Source organism: Nocardiopsis sp. NPDC101807 (assembly GCF_044766605.1).
Lineage (GTDB): Bacteria > Actinomycetota > Actinomycetes > Streptosporangiales > Streptosporangiaceae > Nocardiopsis > Nocardiopsis tropica.
The window spans coordinates 2,359-19,773 of record NZ_JBIWMK010000016.1; the positions used below are offsets into that span (position 1 = coordinate 2,359).

At 72.0% G+C, this 17,415-nt stretch carries 1 protein-coding gene (only partly in view); it reads right to left on the reverse strand.

Translation table 11 applies throughout. From position 1 onward, the window contains the following. On the reverse strand, positions 1-17,415 hold the 3' portion of the coding sequence (locus ACIRPH_RS31490; RefSeq protein ID WP_402921238.1) for a hypothetical protein. Its footprint extends 14,694 nt past the window's final position; the window shows 17,415 of its 32,109 coding nt (coding positions 14,695-32,109); its start codon lies off the right edge, out of view — the gene reads right to left on this strand; its stop codon occupies positions 1-3.

Sequence of the window (17,415 nt, forward strand, 5' to 3'; positions counted from 1 at the left end):
TCACCGGCCGCCCCCTGAGAAGAGGCCGGCGGTCCCTCGCGCGTTGTCGGCCAGCATGTCGAAGCGCTCCATCATCTCGTCGAACCAGTCGGACCGGCCCAGGCGGACGAACTCGCCGTGGAGCCCGGCGAGCCGGGTCCGCAGGAACCGGATGTCGGCACGGGTCAGCGGGTTGGCGATCCACGCATTGGCCTCGAAGTCGTAGAAGGGCCGCATGCCGTTGGTGTAGGCCAGCCCCTCCAGGTCGGTGGGGTCCTCCGGCGTGAACTCGTACTTGAACCAGGCCTTGCCGTGGTCGATGCCCGCCACGTGCCCGTTGCCCTGGTCCAGCCAGTTGCCCGGATTGCGGTCGCCGTTGGCGATCAGCAGGTCCAGCAGGCCCAGCACGTGTCCGTCCCGCGTGTTCAGGAGCGGGGACCGCGGGTTGTCCAAGTGGGTGAACCCGGATGCGCCGTTCATGAAGTGCATGAACAGCTCGTACTCGCCGACGCGCAGGACTCCGGGAACGTTGGCGCCGATGGCGCGGCCCACCAGCGAGGCGAGCTGTTCGGCGTCGGCGCGCTCACGGGCGAAGGTGGCCCCCTCGGTGTCCTTGTAGACCGCCTGCACGCCGTTCTCGAAGCGCATGAGCGTGGTACTGCCGTCGGAGCCGTCTTCGACGAGTCCCTCCTGGTGCACCACATCGGATCCGGTGGTGGCGGCGAGGTCCTCGATACCGGCGAAGGTCCCGTTCCACATCATGAGCGTTTCCATCCGCCCGTCCTGGTCCCCCTCCTGATCCTGCGCGACCTCCTCGGTCGAAGCGGCGGACTGCTGGTCGTAGGACGCAGCGGAGGCGTCGTGGCTCCCGGTGAAGTCCTGGGTGTACTGGATCGGGGCCGGGTACTGGGAGACCTGGGTTCCGGCGGGGTAGGCCGGGCCCGGGGCGGCTTCGTGGCCGTCGGTGTCCGTGTACTGCTCGGAGGGGTCGGTCTGCGTGCGGTGGTCGTGGCGGCTCCGGTGGCGGCCGGCCATGAAGACCTGGATCCGGGCGTCCTGGGCGGTGTGGTGTCCGATGTCCTCGGGCCGGTAGCGGTAGGTGAGGTCGGCGATGACGTCCTCGACCGTCGAGGGCTTGTCGTCCTTCTTCTTGTCCGCGGCGATGAGCGCGCCGAGATCGGGCCCGGTCGGGGGGTTGCCGTTCCACGGGTCGTCGGGATCGGCAAGGACCGGCTCCTGCGTGCGCACCGCCGGCGCGGGGCCGTAGAAGTCGTCGTCCGGGGACATGCCGTCGTCGCTGTCGTCCGAGTCCGAGTCCGAGTCCGAGTCGGAGGTCAGGTCCGGGAGCGAGTCGGTGTCCGAATCGGTGTCCGAGCCGGTGTCGCGCTGGGCCGGGTCGCCGCTGTCGTGGGTGTCGCGTCCGTCCCGGCCCTCCCCGCGCGAGGAGCGTTCGCCGTCCCCGTCCGTTCCGCGGCTCCCGTCCTCGCCCCCGCGCCGGCTGTCGCCCTCGTGCCCGGCGCCGGTGTCGCGCTCGCCGGAGCGGCTGTCGTCGCCCCGGTCGCCGCTGCTGCCCGAACCGTCCCTGTTCCGGCTCCCGCCCTCGTCGCCGTCCTGACTCCGGTCGTTCCCGGACGACGTCCTCTCCGGTTCCGCGTCCGCCGGGATCCGCTTCCGCAGCTCCCTTACGTCGGCGGCGTCCTTCCGAGCCTTGTCGGCGAGTTCCTCGGCGTCGTCGCGGGCCTTCCGGTCGGTCTTCGCGGCTTCCGCGGCACGCTCGGCCGCGGTCTCCGCCTTCTTGGCGGCCTCCTGCGCGTCCTTGTGCGCCTGACCGGCGTCGGTGGCGGCTGCGCGGGCGATCGTCACGATCTTCCCCGCGGAGTCCCGGGCCCTCTCGGCGATCTTCTGCGCGTCCTTCGCGCGTGCGGCGGCCTTGCGGGCGTCCTGCGCGGCGGCGTCGGCCCTCTCGCGCAGGTTGTCGGCCTCCTGGTCCGCCTTCGCCGCGTCCTCGGAGGCCTTGGCCGCGGTCCTCGCCACCTCGCGGGCGATCTGCTGGGCCTCCTGCGCCCGTTCCCGCGCGTTCTCCGCGTCCCGGAGAGCGGTGTTCTCAGGGGTGCCGGTCGTCTCCCGGCGGTCGGCGCCGGTCGCCGCCGTCTGCGTCCCGGGGGAGGGGCGGGGGGCGTTCGCCGCCGCCTGGACCGCGCGGTCCGCGGTGGTGCGGGCCGCACGGGCGTCGTTCTCGGCCTTGGCGGCGTTCGCGGCCTCTTCCCGCACCTGGTCGGCCTTGGCCTTCGCCGCGTCCGCGGCCTTGCGGGCCTCCTCGGCGGCGTCGGCGGCGCCCCGTGCCGCCGTCCTGGCGTTCCGCGCGGCCTCGGCGGCCCGGTTCGCGTCGTCCCGGTGGCCGGACACGCTCTTGTCGAGGGCCTCGGACCACTCCTGCAGTTTCTTGGCGTCCTCGGCCATCCGGTCGGCCTTGGTCTTCGCGGCGTCCGCGTTCGCCTGCGCCGTCTCGGCCTCGGCTCGCGACGTCTCCGCCTCCGCCCTCGCGGTGTCGGCGCGACCGGCGATCCCCTCCAGCTCGGAGACGAGGTCGTCGGCCCGGACGCGTGCGTCCTGGGCGGTCAGGCCCCCGCCGGCGGACCGGTCCTGCCCGGACAGGCCCTCCACGGCGGTGCTGAGCTCCTGGTGCCGTGTCCGGGCCCCGTCGAGGTCGTCCCCGAGCCCGGTGACGGTCTGCGCGTGCCGCTCCGCGGTGCGCTGGGCGTCGTCCGCGGACGTGACCGTTCCCTCCACCTCGGAGACGGCCGTGCGGAGCTGGCCGAGGAGGGTCCGCTGATCGAGTACGGGCGCCGTCGCGGTGGCGTTGTTCCGGGCGGTGGTGATGTCCCTGTCGGCGGTCGTCGCGTTGTCGTGCGCGGTGTCCGCCGCCTGCTGTGCGCCCTGTGCCTGCCGTACCGCACCCGGGGCGGGGGCGCCGGTTCCGGCGGTGGGCGTTCCGCCGCCGGAGCCTTCGAGGAGGCGGTTTCCTTCCTGTAGGTCGGCCCTGCTGAGGTCCAGGGTCGTGGAGAGGCCGTTCGCGGCAACGCGTGCGTCCCGGGCCGCCTGGACCGCGGTGTCCGCCGCGTCGGAGGCGCGTTCGACCCGCGCGTCGATGGCGTCCGTGTTCTGCCCCGGTCCGTCCCCGGTGTCCCGGACGGGGGGGTCGGCCTTCGGAACTTCGAGGTTCAACGCCGCCCGGAAGTGGTCGACCAGGTTCTGCCGCGGTTCCGCGGGCGCGGGCTCTGTGGTGGTGAGTTCCGCGGGTGAGGGCTCCGGGGCCGGAGAGGTCACGATGATGCTCGGCAGGGGCCCGCCGGTGGTCGTGGTGACTGCACCGGTGTCGCCGGTGCTCGTGGTGGTTCCGGAAGTGACACCGGTGTCCCCGGTGGTCGTGGTTGTCGTGTTCCCGGGGTTCTCGGTGGTGCCGGTGTTCGTGGTGGTGTCGGCGGGGGCCGGTGTGCGGGTCGTCCCTCCGCTGTTGTCGCCGCCCACCGTGCGCACGGGGGGAGCGGTCCCGCCGTCCGTCCCCTGCCCGACGCCCCCGAGAGCGGTGCGCACGGTGTTCGTGGCCTCTCCCAGGGCGTCGATCTGCTTGTTGAAGGCGCCCAGGGCCTTGGTGTAGTCACCCTCCTGCGCGTTGTAGGCGTCCTCGGCCCTCTTGTCGCCCGGCTTGTCGGCGTACCTCTCGGCCAGGCCCTCCAGCGGGGCCCGGGTGTCGGCGTACGCGGTCTCCGCCTCCCCGAACTCCTTCCGGGTCTTGGCCAGCTGCTCCATGACGGGGGCCGTGTCCTTCGCCTGCTCCGGCGTGAGGAAGCCCATCGCGATCGCGTCGGACTCCGAGTACCACTCGGCCGTCCGGATCGTGACTTGGCCCATGGCCCAGCGGGTGGGCCGGGAGAGGGACGAGGTCGACAGAAGACTGGGGTCCTCCGAGTGGAAGGCGGCGGGTGTCTCGAGCTTGCTGCCCGCGGCGAACGCCCACGTGGTGTCGTGCTCGATGAGGTAGACGGGCCCCTGGCGGAGCTGGTCGGACTCCTGGTAGCCCTTGACCGCCTGGTTGGAGCCGCTTCCGGACCCGTTGGACGAACTGGTGTTCAGTCCGGCCGTACCGGTGTAGTTGCCCTCGTGCCCCTCGTAGCGGATGCCGTCGACCTCGGTGCTCAGCGCGGAGGGCCGCATCTCCGCCCCGCGGCCCCGGCTCCCGCTGTGGGAGGTGCCGGTGCTGTGGGTCCGGGACCGGGTGCGGGAGTCGCTGAGCTGACCGCCCGGCAGCGCGTCCAGGATCTTCGCCCCGCGGGTGCTCGCCAGGGCCTTGGCGCCCCACTGGGTGCGTTTGAGGTCCGCGAACTGCACCCCCTCCTGCTCGCGTGAGGCCGACAGGACCACCGCCTTGATGGCCCCCTTGCTGAAGCTGTGGTCGATGTCGTTGTACACCGGGTCCTGGCCGTACTCGGCGGCGAGGTAGGCACGCGCCGCTTTCGCCTCGGCGCTGGTGCGCTCCGTCGTCGCCTCGGAGCCGGTGGGCCGCCCCTCGGCGGGGGTGTCGGCGGACGGCTTCCAGCCCAGGGACCGTGCGAAGACGATATTGGCCTGGTCGCGCAGGGCCTGGCCGTCCTTCTCCACCATGGCCGGCAGTGCGAGGGCGGAGTCGTGGCCGGGCCTGGGGCCCGCGTTCTCGGCCCAGGCGCGCAGCAGGTCGGGCGCGGACGCGTTCTTGGGAACCTCGGGCAGCTGCGTCGCGCCGTTGTTAGAAGGAGCGGAGGTGGCCCGGTCGTCCCCGGTGGTGTCGGTTGACGTCCGGTCGCCGGTGGTGTCGCCGCCCTCCGGGGACGGCGGGGTGTCCCGGTCGGTGCCCGTGGAGCCGGTGCCGTCCGTGGACGTGGTGACGGCGGGGGCGGGCGGCGGCGACAGCAGGTCGGCGCCGGTTCCCCGCGTGTCCCCCTCCGTGACGGTGGTCGTGGTGGTCTCCGCCGGGGGGTCGAAGTCCATGTACGCGAACGCGTACAGCGTGTCGACCTGTCCGCTGTCCGCCTCGCCCGTGTAGACCGCGCGCGAGGGGTTGCCGTTCAGCCCTCCCTTGGGCGAGCCGAGTTCGAGGGTGAGGGTCATGGTCGTGTTCGCGCGGACCTTCGCGAACGGGGTGTCCAGGTGCAGCTCGATGGTCCGGGTGTCGTCCCGGGACTCCCCGGAGGTGCGGCTGTCGTTCGTGGAGGAGGACACCGCTCCGGCGGGGGAGGCGAACAGCGGGCGGTGGCCCGGCTGCCCCTCCGGCCCCTGTTCGTCCTGGGGGTAGGAGGTGGGCTGCAACAGCACGCCGTCCAGGCTCGACGAGTTCCCGGTCCCCCTGGTCTGCGAACCCGCCCGGGTCTGCGTCCATTTGTGCGACTCGATGTAGTAGCCGGACTGGCCGGGGTACGAGACCTCGGCCGGTTCCGGGTCCCTGGTCAGGTTCACGAAGACTTTCGCCTCGGTGCTCCAGTGCTGCGCCCGCGGCTTCGAGTCCGGCCCGGACTCCGACCCCAGCGCGTGGACCTCCACCGGCACCGGGACGGTGGAGTCGGGGTTCTGGCCCAGGTGCGTGGTCAGTTTCTGCAGCAGGTTCTCGCGTGACTGCTTCGTCAGCTCCAGCCCGTTCGAGGCGAGGCTGTCCACCAGGTTCTGGAGGGCGGCCCCGGGGTCGGCGGGATGGAGCTGCCTGCCGTTGTCCTCGAACCCGGGGCGCACCCGGGCGTTGTCGGGCTTCTTCGGGTTGGGCTGTGCGCCCAGGTGCACCTTGTCGCCGTCGCGGACCGCCTGGTCCTGCACCAGCTTGTCCTGATGGGCGTCGCGGGAGTGCACATAGCCGGCGAGCAGGTCCTTGACGGGAGCGGTCCACCCGAGGTACAGGGTTTTCCACGTCAGGGTCGGTCCGATGCTCCAGTTCTTCAGGAACTCGATCGCCTGCGTGAGCTTGCCGGAGGCGCGGAAGGCGTACGCCTTGGTGTCGTTCGGGATGAACAGCACCGACGACGTGAACGAGGTCGCCCGGGTGTTCGACGTGCTCCGGGAGAAGAACGTGCGGGTGTGGGAGGGGCCGACCAGCGGGATCGGTCGCTCGGCCTCGTTGGGAAGGGAGTCGTCGGAGGGGTGCGGGTTCGGGTTGCGGCCCCCGCTGCCTCCGAACCTGAGCCCGACGCTGCGGGTCAGGGAGGTGGTGGTGGACAGGGTCGTCTCGCTGCTGCCGCCCCACCGCATCTGGGCTTCGACGGGGCGCATGTCGGTGACCTCGTCGGCCTCGACCTTGGTGGCGATGGTGGCGCGGATGTCGTGCGGTGACCAGAGACCGCCGCTCATCTCCAGGCGCATCCGGGAGCCCCAGGACGTCGCCGCACTCTTGCTCGCGGCGAGTTCCTCCGCCGACGAGTGGTTCTCGAACCGCAGACCGTTCCCGGACGCCCGGGAGAGGAACGACTCGAGCTTGCGCCGGTATCCGTCGTGGAGGCCGCTGCGCGTTTCGGAGAAGGTCCGGAACGTCTCCTCCAGCAGCCCGCGCATGCCCCGGCTGCCGGTGTCGAAGTGGGTGTTGACGCGCTCGACGGTGCCGCCGATGCGGCGGATCGCCCGGGCGCGGGTCTGGTTCAGGGGCAGAGGGCCCTGCTGGGGCCCGCTGTCCGGGGTGGCGTCCCCGTCCCGCTCGCCTCCGGGCGCGGTGGTGTTCGGTGCCGTTCCGGTGGTGTCGGTGGTGTTGCCGGGGGGAGGCGGTGGGGAGAGGACCACCGTCCGGTTGCCGTCGGTACCGGTGGCCGTCACGGCGCCGGTGATCGTCACCGTGTCCGCGGGGGGCGCGGTGGTGTTCGGTGCCGTTCCGGTGGTGTCGGTGGTGTCGGTGGTGTTGGCGGGGGGAGGCGGTGGGGAGAGGACCACCGTCTGGTTTCCGTCCGTGCCGGTGGTCGTCACGGTGCCGGTGGTCGTCACTGTGTCCGCGGGGGGCGCGGTGGTGTTCGGGATAGGGGTGACTGTCTCGGAGCCTCCGCCGAACAGGCGCTCCCAGGTGTGGACGGCCCCGTCCCGGATGACGGTCCAGCGGCCGCCCCGGTCACCGCCCGGCGTGCCGCCGGGGGTGGGCCGCGGGACGAAGTCCCCGCGGAGCATGCGCCGCGACTCGTCGTACGTGAGCGGCTGCCGGCCGTCGGCCGTGTCGGCCTCCGTGTCCCCGGAGGCGTCCGTCCGCGTGGAGTCCTCTCCCCGGGTGTCGGCGGCGGTCTCGGGGGTGCGTCCCTCCCGCCCCCCGCTCCCGTCGTCGGGAGCGGACTCGCCGTCGCGGGTCGTGCCCGCCGGTTCGGACACGGTGGCCGGGGAGTCCGAGGCCGTCGGGGGCACCTTCGGCGTGAGGAGGACCGTGTGGGTGTCCAACCCGTCCCCCAGGAGAGGGGCGCCGTGTTCGCGCTGGGGCCGGTCGTCGCGCGCCATGCCGATGTCGTCGTGCTCGAACAGCCGCGCGGTGAAGCGGGTGCGGGACGTCCACACGTCGGAGTCCCCGTTGAACAGGACCGTCTCCTCGGAGCCGTGGGAGAGGCTCTGAACGGTTTCCTTGCCGGCGCCCCAAGAGGTGAGCAGAGCGACCGCCGGGTTCCCCAGCACCCGGGGGACGCCGCGCGCGTCGGCGCCTTCGTCGGTGCGCACACTGCCGCCCACGGTGGTGCTGATCGAGTGGTTGAGGCTCGACCCCTTCGTGGTGGTGATGCCGGCCGACCCCCCGAACCGGCCACCGCCGCTGGAGGTCGTGTCGAACTGGTGCACCAGGGGATCGAACTCGCCGTAGACGCGCAAGGTCACGAAGTCGGGGCGCAGGCCCCTGTCCTTGATGAGCGTGGTCAGGTCGATCACGGCGGTTTCCTGGAGGCGGACCGGGATGCCGTCGCCGGGCAGGGCGGACGCACCGCTCTTGAGGCCGGACTCGGAGAGCGCCTTGATGACCTTGAGCGTGTTCTCGCGTGCCACGTCCGCGTTGCGGCGCAGACCCCAGCGCTCGCGGAAGCTGCGGACCGCGTCCGGCGCCATGTGGCTGGGGCGGACGGCGTAGTTCTTCCTGGTCCTCCCCAGGTCCGGGATGACCATGCCGGGGTGCTTCTCGGCGATGCCCTTGAGCACGTTGTACGCCAGTTCGTCGTAGAACGAGCGCTGCGGTGCGTCGGGCTTCGGGGGGCCGGCGTCCGCGCCGTCGTCCCCGGTGGTGCTTGTCGTGTCCGCGGTCCCCGTGTCCGCGGTGGTGCCGGTCGTGTCGGTGGCGTCCGTCGCTTCGCCGCGGCTCTCCGGGGCGACCGGGGAAGCTTGGCCGAACCCGAGCACGGTGGCCCCGCTCAGGTCCGTGAGCTTGTCCGTGGGGCCCTTCGCCACGAGGTTCGGGAACGGGGGCCGTGGCGGCGCGGTCGGCCCGTCGGCCGAGGTCGGGGTCTTGGGGAGTTCGCCGTTGAGCAGGCGGGCGTCCTCGACCGTGAGCATCTCGACGGTGTCGGCCTCGAAGCGGTGCGCCTCCTCGCCGTCGAGGCGGACGTAGAAGTCGCGCTTGACGTCGTAGGCCGCGTGGCCGGCGGGGGCGTGCACGACGTGGCTGCTGGTCCCCGAGGTGCTCAGGGTGGTGCTCGTGCTCCTCTCGAACGTGGCCGAGTACTCCACGAAGGGCACGTCGAGCCGGATGCTCTTGCCGTTGGGCAGCTCCAGCCAGATGCCGAAGCCGCCGCCGATCGAGCCGGAGGCCACGGTGGAGCTCTTCACGGTGGAGGAGTCGCTCTTGACGAGGGTGTTGCCGTGGACGAAGTCGGCCAGGCCGGGGGCGAAGTCCTTGCGGTCGTACTCGGTCGAGACCGACCACATCTCCATGGTGCGGGGAGGGCGGGAAGAGCCGGTGGGGAAGACGATCCGGATCTGCGAGGACCCGTTGGAGATCTGCGGCAGGTACTGCAGCACACGGTCGTTGTCGAAGGTGGACTCGATCCATGCGCGGTTCTGGTCGTCGCTCTGCTCCTTCTTGGACGGGGTGCGGCCGCCGCCCCGGCCCCCCTTGGGGCGGGGGCCCAGGAGGTGGTCGGCGAGCCAGGTGCCGAGGGTGTCCTTCCGGCCGCCGCCCGTCGCGGCTGCGGTGGTGCTGTCGCTGCGGTCGGTCCCTCCGTCACCGGACGCGGTGTTCCGCTCGGTTCCGCCGTCCGATGCCGGCGAGAAGCGGGTGATCTCGAGCGGGTGGCCGGCGCCGATGAACGGCCGGTTCACCGGTGGACGGTTCCCGTTCGCGTCCGCCGGCCCGTTCTTGGGCTCGATGTGCCGGGGCGCGTCGGAGGAGACCACCTCCCCGGGCAGGTTCATGCTCAGCCCGTTGTGCGAGGTCCCCTCTTGGACGCGCGGTGCGGTGAGGCCGGGCCCGGTGACGGACGCCCGCATGTGCAGGTCGGCGACGTAGGGGGTCAGGGGGCCGAGCAGTTCGATGCCGGTGTCGGCGTTGGCGCTGGTCGCGGCGGTCCCGGAGGTGCCCCGGACCTTCTTGCCGCCGCGCCCGCCGCCGGAGAGGATCGGCCCCGCGTCGTTGCCGCCGATGCTGCCGACGTACAAGGGGTTCACCGACACCTTGGCACCGACGGTCTTGCCCCGGCCGTGTGACCCGCTCTCGCTGGAGTCCACCCCGGGTCCGGCGCCGTGGAGCCTCAGCCGCCTGGAGTCCTCGCCGCCGCTCAGGGTCCGCATGTCGAAGCGGTAGAACTCGCCGTCCTCGGGGCGCAGGTCGATGTCGGCGCTCCACGTCTGCCCGTCGTGGGTGGTGCTGACGGTGTGCCCGCCCTCGCGCAGGAAGGGGCGGGGCCCGTCCCTGTCGAGGATGGCGGCCACGCCGTCCAGGATCGCCCGCCGTGCGGCGGCGGGCATGTCAGGCGTGCCGGCCAGGACGTCGTCGACGAACCCGTGCAGGTGCTCGGTGAAGAGCATGTCCGGCCCGAGGAGGGTGGACGTGGTCAGGTAGCCCAGGTCGTAGGCCTGGCCCTCCCGGTCCGGAATGAAGTCGCTGGAATAGGTGAGGCGCCGCGGTCCGCCTTCCGGCGGTGACGGCGGTGCCTCCTCCCGGGTGCTCCGGTTCGGGTCCCGGTCGCCGTCGGTCCCGGTGGTGTTCCGGTCGTCGGCCGGGCCGCCGTCGCGTGTGAGGGGGGAGTCGGTGTCGAGGGGGACGAGCCTGATGTCCCCGTCGTCCCCGCCGAGGGGGACGGGGCCGGGGTCGCGGCTCGACTCGCCGGTGGTCTCCAGGACGGCCATGACGGTGACCGGCTGGTCGGGGCGCAGCAGGTCGGCCTGCATCTGGGCGAAGAAGTCGTAGGCGCGGTAGGCGTCGTTGGCCTGGCGCTGGGCCTCGAAGGCCTGGGCGCGCAGGTCGGCGGCGTCGGGACGGCCCTGGCTCTCGGCCTCCCTGGTCTGGGCGACCAGGTCCTGGGCGCGCTGGTAGCCGCTGATCGCGTCCTTGATGCTCGCCGAGGCCAGCTCACCGAGGCGGACGGCGTCGGCCATCCTGTCCGACGCGGCCTGCGGGGAGGGGTTCCCCGGTCGGTTCGGGACCTCGGTCATGGGGAAGGCGATGATGTCGTGGCCGCCCCGGCCTCCCCGGCCGTCCCCGCCCGTTCCGGGGCCCCTGCCCCCGCCCCCGGAGCCGTCCCTGTCGCCCGGCCGGCGGTCGTCGCTGCTGCCGCTCCGGTCGCCGCCGTCGCCCTCGGAGGAGGTCCTCCCCGGTGCCCCGGCCGCCGGGATCCTCTCCAGGAGGTTCCGGACGCTCGTGATGCGCCTTCGGGCCCTGTCGGCGATGTTCCCGGCATCGTCCCGGGCCTCCCGGGCGGTCTCCGCGGCCTCGGCGGCGCGCTCGGAGGCGGCCTTCGCCTTCTGGGCGGCCTCCTGCGCTTCCTGGTGCGCGCGACGGGCGTCTGCGACGGCGCGGTCGGCGGCCTCCACCGTCGCGTCGGCGGTGTCCCGGACCTCCTGGGCGGTCTCCAGCGCTTCCTCGGCCCGCGTGGCCGCATCGGCGGCCTCCCGCCCGGTGGTCTCCGCCCTGGTGCGCAGGGCCTTTGCCTGCTGGACCAGCTGCTCCGCGTCCTCGGTGGTCCTGGCCGTGGTCCGCACCGCGTCGCGTGTGGTCTGCCGGGCCTGCCGGGCCCGCTCCCGTGCGTCCTCCGCGGCCCGGCGAGCGGTGTCCTGCCGGGTGTCCGTCGTCCCTCGGGCGTCGGTACCGTCCGATGCCGTCTGCCCGCCGGGGGAGGGCTGGGGAGTGTTCACCGCGGCCCGGACCGCGCGGTCCGCGGCGGCGCGGGCCGCGCGGGCGTGGTCATCGGCCTGCTCGGCCTTATCGGTGGCGTCCTTCGCGCGGGTGCTCACCTCGGCGGCCTCGTCCGCGGCCTCCCGGGCCTTCTCGGCCGCACCAGCAGCGCGGCGGGCCACCTCCCCGGCCTTCTGCGCGTCCTGGGCGGCCCGGTCAGCGCTGTCCCGGTGGGTGGACGCGCTGGTGTGGAGCCCTTCGGCCCAGGTCCGCAGGGCTTCGGCGTCCGCGGCCACCTGGTCGGCTTTCGCCTTCGCGGTGTCGGCTTTCGCCTTCGCCGCGTCTGCGTCGGTCCGTGCCTTCTCCGCCGCCTCCTGGGCGGTGTCGGCGCGATCGGCGATCCCCTCCAGCTCGGAGACCAGGCTGTCGGCCTCCTCGCGCGCCTCCCGCGCGGCCCTGTCCCGGGCGTCCTGGGCGGCCCGGCCCCCGTCGGCGGACCGGTCCTGCCCGGACAGGCCCTCCACGGCGGTGCTGAGCGCCCGGTACCGCGGTGGGGTCGCGTCGAGGTCGTCCTGGAGCGCGGCGACGGTGTCCTCGTGCCCGTCGGCGGTCTCGTGGACGTCGGTCGCGGCGGTGTCCGCGTCCTCCGCCTCGGAGGTGGCCGTCCTGACCCTCTCGACGAAGGCGCCGCGATCGGGCTCGGGCATCGTCCGGGTGGCGTTGTTGCGGGTGGTGGTGATGTCGTTGCCGGCGGCGGTGGCGTTGTCGTGCGCGGTGTCCGCCGCCGTCCGTGCGTCACGTGCCTGCCGTTCGGCCCCCGGTGAGGCGGTGCCGTCGGTCCCGGCGGCGGGTGCTCCGCCGTCGGAGCCAGTGAGGAGGCGGGTGCCGTTCCCCAGCCCGGTCGTGCCGTGCTCCAGGGCGGTGGAGAGGTCGTTCGCGGCCTCGCGTGCGTCCCGGGCCGCCTGGACCGCGGTGTCCGCCGCGTCGGAGGCGCGCTGGACCCGCGCGTCCACGGTGTCCGTGTCCTGGACGGGGGTGTCGGGCTCCGCGGCGACGAGGTTCAGTTCATCCCTGAAGCGGTCGGCCAGAGCATGGCTCGGTCCCGTGGGCGCGGGCGCCGGGTCCGGAGGCGGGGCCCCGGTGGTGGTCTGCTGGGGTGCGCTGGTGGTCGTGGCGGCGCCATCGGTGTTGCCGCTGTTCGTGCCGGTGGTCGAGGTGCTGTTGACGGGGGCCGGTGCGGGGGTCGTCGTCCCCCCGCTCGTGTCACCGCCCGACGTACGCTCGGGGGGAACGGTGCCGCCAGCGCTCCCCGGCCCGGTGCTCCCCAGGACGGCGCGCGTGTCGTTCAGGGTCTCGACCAGGGCTTTGGTCTTCTCGTTGAAGGCTTTCAGGGCGTCTTTGTAATTTTCCTCCTGGTCTTCGTAGGCCGTCCGGGCGCTCTCGTTGTCCGGCTTGTCGGCGTACCTCTCGGCCAGGCCCTCCAGCGGGGCCCGGGTGTCGGCGTACTCGGCCTCCGCCTTGCTGAACTCCTCCTGCGCCTTGCGGATGCTGTCCTTGGCGGGGGCCAGGTCCTTGGCCTGGTCCGGCGTGAGGAAGCCCATCGCGATCGCGTCGGCCTCCGAGTACCACTTGGCCATCCGGATCGTGGTCTGGTCCATGATCCAGCGGGTGGGCCGGCGGTGGAGCGGGGTCGGCGCGAGGCTCGGGTCGTTCTGGTGGAAGGCGGCGGGCGCCGCGAGCTTGCTGCCCGCGGCGACCGCCCAGGTGACGTCGTGCTCCACGAGGTAGAAGGGACCCTGGCGGAGCTGGTCGGACTCCTGGTAGCCCTTGACGGCCTGGTCGGAGCTCGACTGGGCCCCATGGGACGGGCCGGCGTTCACGGCCGCCGAACCGGTGTGGATGCCCTCGTGGCGGTCGTAGGCGGGGCTCTCGGTGGTGATCCCGGCGGGGCGGAACCCGCCCCCGAAGCCCTGGCCCCCGCCGTGGGACTCGCCGGAGGTGTTCGTCCGGGGCCGGGCATGGGAGTCGCTGAGCTGGCCGTCCGGTCGCACGTCCAGGAACTTCGCTCCGTGGCTGCTCGGCAGGGACTTGACGCCCCACTGGGTGTGGTTGCCCTGCAGGGTCCTGCCGATCGCCCCGGGGAGTTCGATGTCCTTGAAACTCACCCCGTCGGGGTTGAGCGACGACGGGTCCATCGCCTTGATGGCCTCGTCGCTGAGGCTGGCGTCGATCTCGTTGTAGACCGGGTCCAGGTCGTAGAGGCGGGCGAGGTGGGCCCGCGCCGCGTTCGCCGTGGCCTCGACCGACTGCCCCTCGGGCGGCTTCCAGTCGACGGACTGCGCGATGACGATGTTGGCCAGGTCGCGCAGCCCCTGTCCGTAGTCCTGCACCATGGTCGTCAGTGCGAGGGCGGAGCCGTTGCCGGGAAGCGGGCCCGCGTCAGGGGTCAGCGTGCGCAGCGCGTCGACCAGGGAGGCGAAGTTGAGGGCCACGGTCCGCCGAGTCGGGCCGCTTCCCGTGTGGTTGCTTGTGGTGCTTGTGGTGTCGCCGCTTTCCGGGGCCGGAGCCGTGTTCCGGTCGGCGGGAGCGGTCCCCGTGGAGCCGGTGCCGTCCGTGGACGTGGTGACGGCGGGGGCCGGCGGAGGCGACAGCGTGTCGGCTCCGGTCTCCTGCGTGCCGCCTTCCGGGGTGTTCGTCGCCGGGGGGTCGAAGGTCATGTACGAGAGCGGGTACAGCGTGTCGACCCGCCCGCTGACAGCGCTGACCTCGTAGGTCGATTTCGGCTCGTTGCCGTTCTCCCCGCCCTGGGGTTTGCCGAACCGGAGTTCGAGTTCGAGGGTCGTGTTCGTGCTGACCTTCGCGTACGGGGTTTTCAGGTGCAGTTCGACGGTGCGGGAGTCGTCCTGGGACTGTCCGGAGGAGCGCCCGTCGTTACTGGAGGCGGAGACCTCCCCGGCAGGGGTGGTGAACAGGGCGCGGTGCCCCGGTTGTTCGGTCGGCCCCAGGTCGTCCTGGGGGAAGGGCGGAGGTATCAGCAGTGCGCCGTCGGAGCTCACCGTCCTCTTGGTCTCGTCGCTCTGCGAGTGCGCGTCGGCCGCCTTCACCGTGTGCGACTCGATGTAGTAGCCGGCGTAGTCGACGTGCGAGATCTCGGTGCTGTCCGGGTCCCTGACCAGTTTCACGTAGAGCTGCCCCGTGGAGCTCGGACGCTGGAACCGCGGTTTCGAGTCCGGAGTGGGCTCGGGCCCCAGCGAGCGGACCTTGACCGGCAGCGGGGCGCGGGGGTCCGGGTTGTGGGACAGGTGCGTGGTCAGCTGCTTCAGCAGGGCCTCCCGGCCGTCGCCGAGCGTCAGTTCCAGCCCGTTCGAGGCGAGGTCGTTCACCAGCGCCTGGATGGCGGCCCCGGGGTCGGCGTGGTGGGTCTGCCTGCCGTTGTTCTCGAACCCCGGGCGCACCCGCGCGTTCGCGGGCTTCTCCGGGTTGTCGTGGGTGCTCAGGTCCACTCTGTCGCCGTCGCGGGTCGCCCGGTCCCGGACCATCTCTTCTTCTTGGGCGTCGCGGGAGTGCACGAAGCCCTGGGCCAGATCCGTGTCCGAGCGGGTCCATCCCTCGAACGTGGTCTTCCAGTCCAGGGTCGGGCCGATGCTCCAGTTCTTCTGGAACTCGGTGAGGAGGGTGAGGTCGCCGGAGGAGTGGAAGACGTACGCCTTGGTGTTGTCCGGGATGAACAGCACCGACGACGAGAACGTGGTCGACTGGGCGTGCGAGGTGCTGTGGGAGAAGAACGATCGGGAGAAGGAGGTTCCGAACACCGGGATCGGTTTGACGGCCTCGTTCGGCAGGGAGTCGTCGGAGCCGGGCGGGTTCGGGTTGCGGGTCCCGCTCCCGCCGAACTTGATTCCGAGGTCCGCTGTCCGGGAGGAGGTGGCGGACAGGAACGACTCGCTCCCGGCGCCGTACCGCATCTGGGCTTCGACGGAGCGGAAGCCGTTGACGTCGTTGAGGTCGACCCTGACGATGTCGGTCATCCGGACTTTGTGCGGTGACCAGAGGCGGCTGCTCATCTCGTAGCGGGACCGGGAGCCGGACTGGCTGAACGTGCTCCTGTCCGCGGCGAGCACCTCTGACGACAGGGACTGCTCGATCCGCTGACCGTTCCCGGGCGCCCGGGAGAGGAAGGACACGCCCTTGCGCGCGAATCCGTTGTCGTGGAGGGCCCGGTACAGCTGATCCAGCACCCCGGAAGTCCGGTCCCCGGTGCTGACATGGGTGCTGATGTGCCCGTAGACGGCACCGGCGTGGGGGAGCGCCTGGGCGCGGAGCTGTCCCAGGGTCGGCGGCGGGTTCTGCGGCCGGTCGTTCGGGGAGTCGTTCCCGTCCCGCTGGCCTCCGGGGGGAGCGGTATCCGGCGTCGTGCCGGTGGCGGTGTTCGTGGCGCCGCCGGGGGGAGGCGGCGGGGTGAGGGCGGCGGGCTGGTCGGTGCCCGTGACAGCGGTGGTGCCCGCAGGAGGCGCGGTGTGCCTCAGGGTGACTGCCTTCTTCACCTCCTCGGTCGGGAGTTTTCGCCAACCGGGGTCCGTGCCGGTGTCCGTCCGTGTGGGGTCCGAGGCCGGCGGGGACGTCTTGGGGGTGAGGAGGACCATCTGCGTGTCCATCCCCTTCTCCAGGAGCGCTGTCCCGTGTTCGTGCTGGGACTTGTCGTCGCCGGTCATTCCGAGGTCGTCGTTCTCGAACAGCCGTGCGGTGAAGCGGGTGCGGGACGTCCACACGTCGGAGTCCCCGGTGAACAGGACCGTGTCCTCGATGCTGCGGGAGACGCCCTGGGCGAATTCCCTGCCGAAGCCCAGGGAGGTGAACAGCGAGACCATCGGGTTCCCCAGCGTCCCGGGGACGCCGCGTGCGTCGCCGTTGGCGTCGTCGCGCACGCTGCCGCCGACGGTCACGGTCACCGAGTGGCTGAGGTTCGTCCCCTTCGTGACGGTGGTGCCGGACGAGCCCCCGATCCGGACACCGCCACTGCGGGAAGTCTCGAACTGGTGTTCAAATTTTCCGTATTCGCCGTAGATGCGCAGGGTCACGTGGCCGGGGCGCAGGCCCCTGTCCGCGCGGACCGTTTTCAAGTCGATCACGGCGGTTTCCTCGAGGCGGACCGGGATGCCGTCGTGGGGCAGGTCGAACTTGCTGCTCTTGAGACTGGACTCGGAGAGCGCGGCCCAGACCTTGTCGGTGTTCGCCTTCGCCACGTTCACGTCGCGCTTTCCCAGCCAGCGCTCGCGGTAGGTGCGGTCCGCGTCGGACTCCATGTTTTTGGGGCGGAGGGCGTAGTTCTTCGTGGTCCGCGTCAGATCCGGGATGACCATTCCGGGGTGCTTGTCGGCGATGGCCTTGAGCACTTCGTGCGCCATGGCGTCGTAGAACGAGCTCTCCGGTGAGTCGAACGTCTTGGTGGTGCCGTCGGTGCCGTCGTTCCCGGTGGTGTCCGTCGTGTCCGTGGTTCCGGCGTTGTCCGCCGGAGCGGGTGGGGAGGCCTGGCCGAACCCGAGCACGGTGGTCCCGAACAGGTTCGTGGGGTGGTCCACGTCGAGGTGCGGGAACGGGGGCCGGGGCCTGGTCGAGGGCTGGGCCTTGGGGAGTTCGCCGTTGAGCAGGCGGGCGTCCTCGACGGTGAGCAGTTCGACGGAGTCGCCCTCGAAGCGGTGCGGCTGCGGCTCGCCCTCGATGTGGACGTAGAAGTCGCGTTTCACGTCGTAGGCCGCGTGGCCGGCGGGGTCGCGCACGATATCGCTGACCGTCGCCGAGGTGTTCTGGACGATCCCCGTGCTCTTCTTGAGCGCCACCGAGTACTCCACGGCGGGAGCTTCGAGCCGGATGCTCTTGCCGTCCGGCAGTTCGATCCAGATGCCGAAACCGGTGCCGATCGAACCGGACACCGTGTTGGAGTGCTGGACGTTGGAGGAGGTGCTCTTGACCTTGGTGTTGCTGTGCACGAAGTCGACCAGACCGGGCGAGAAGTCCTTGCGGTCGTACCGGGTCGACACCGACCACATCTGCATGCGCCGGGAAGGGCTCCCGGGGATGTCGATCCGGATGTGCGCGGAACCGTTGGCTATCTGCGGCAGGTACTGCTGCACCTGGTCGTTGGA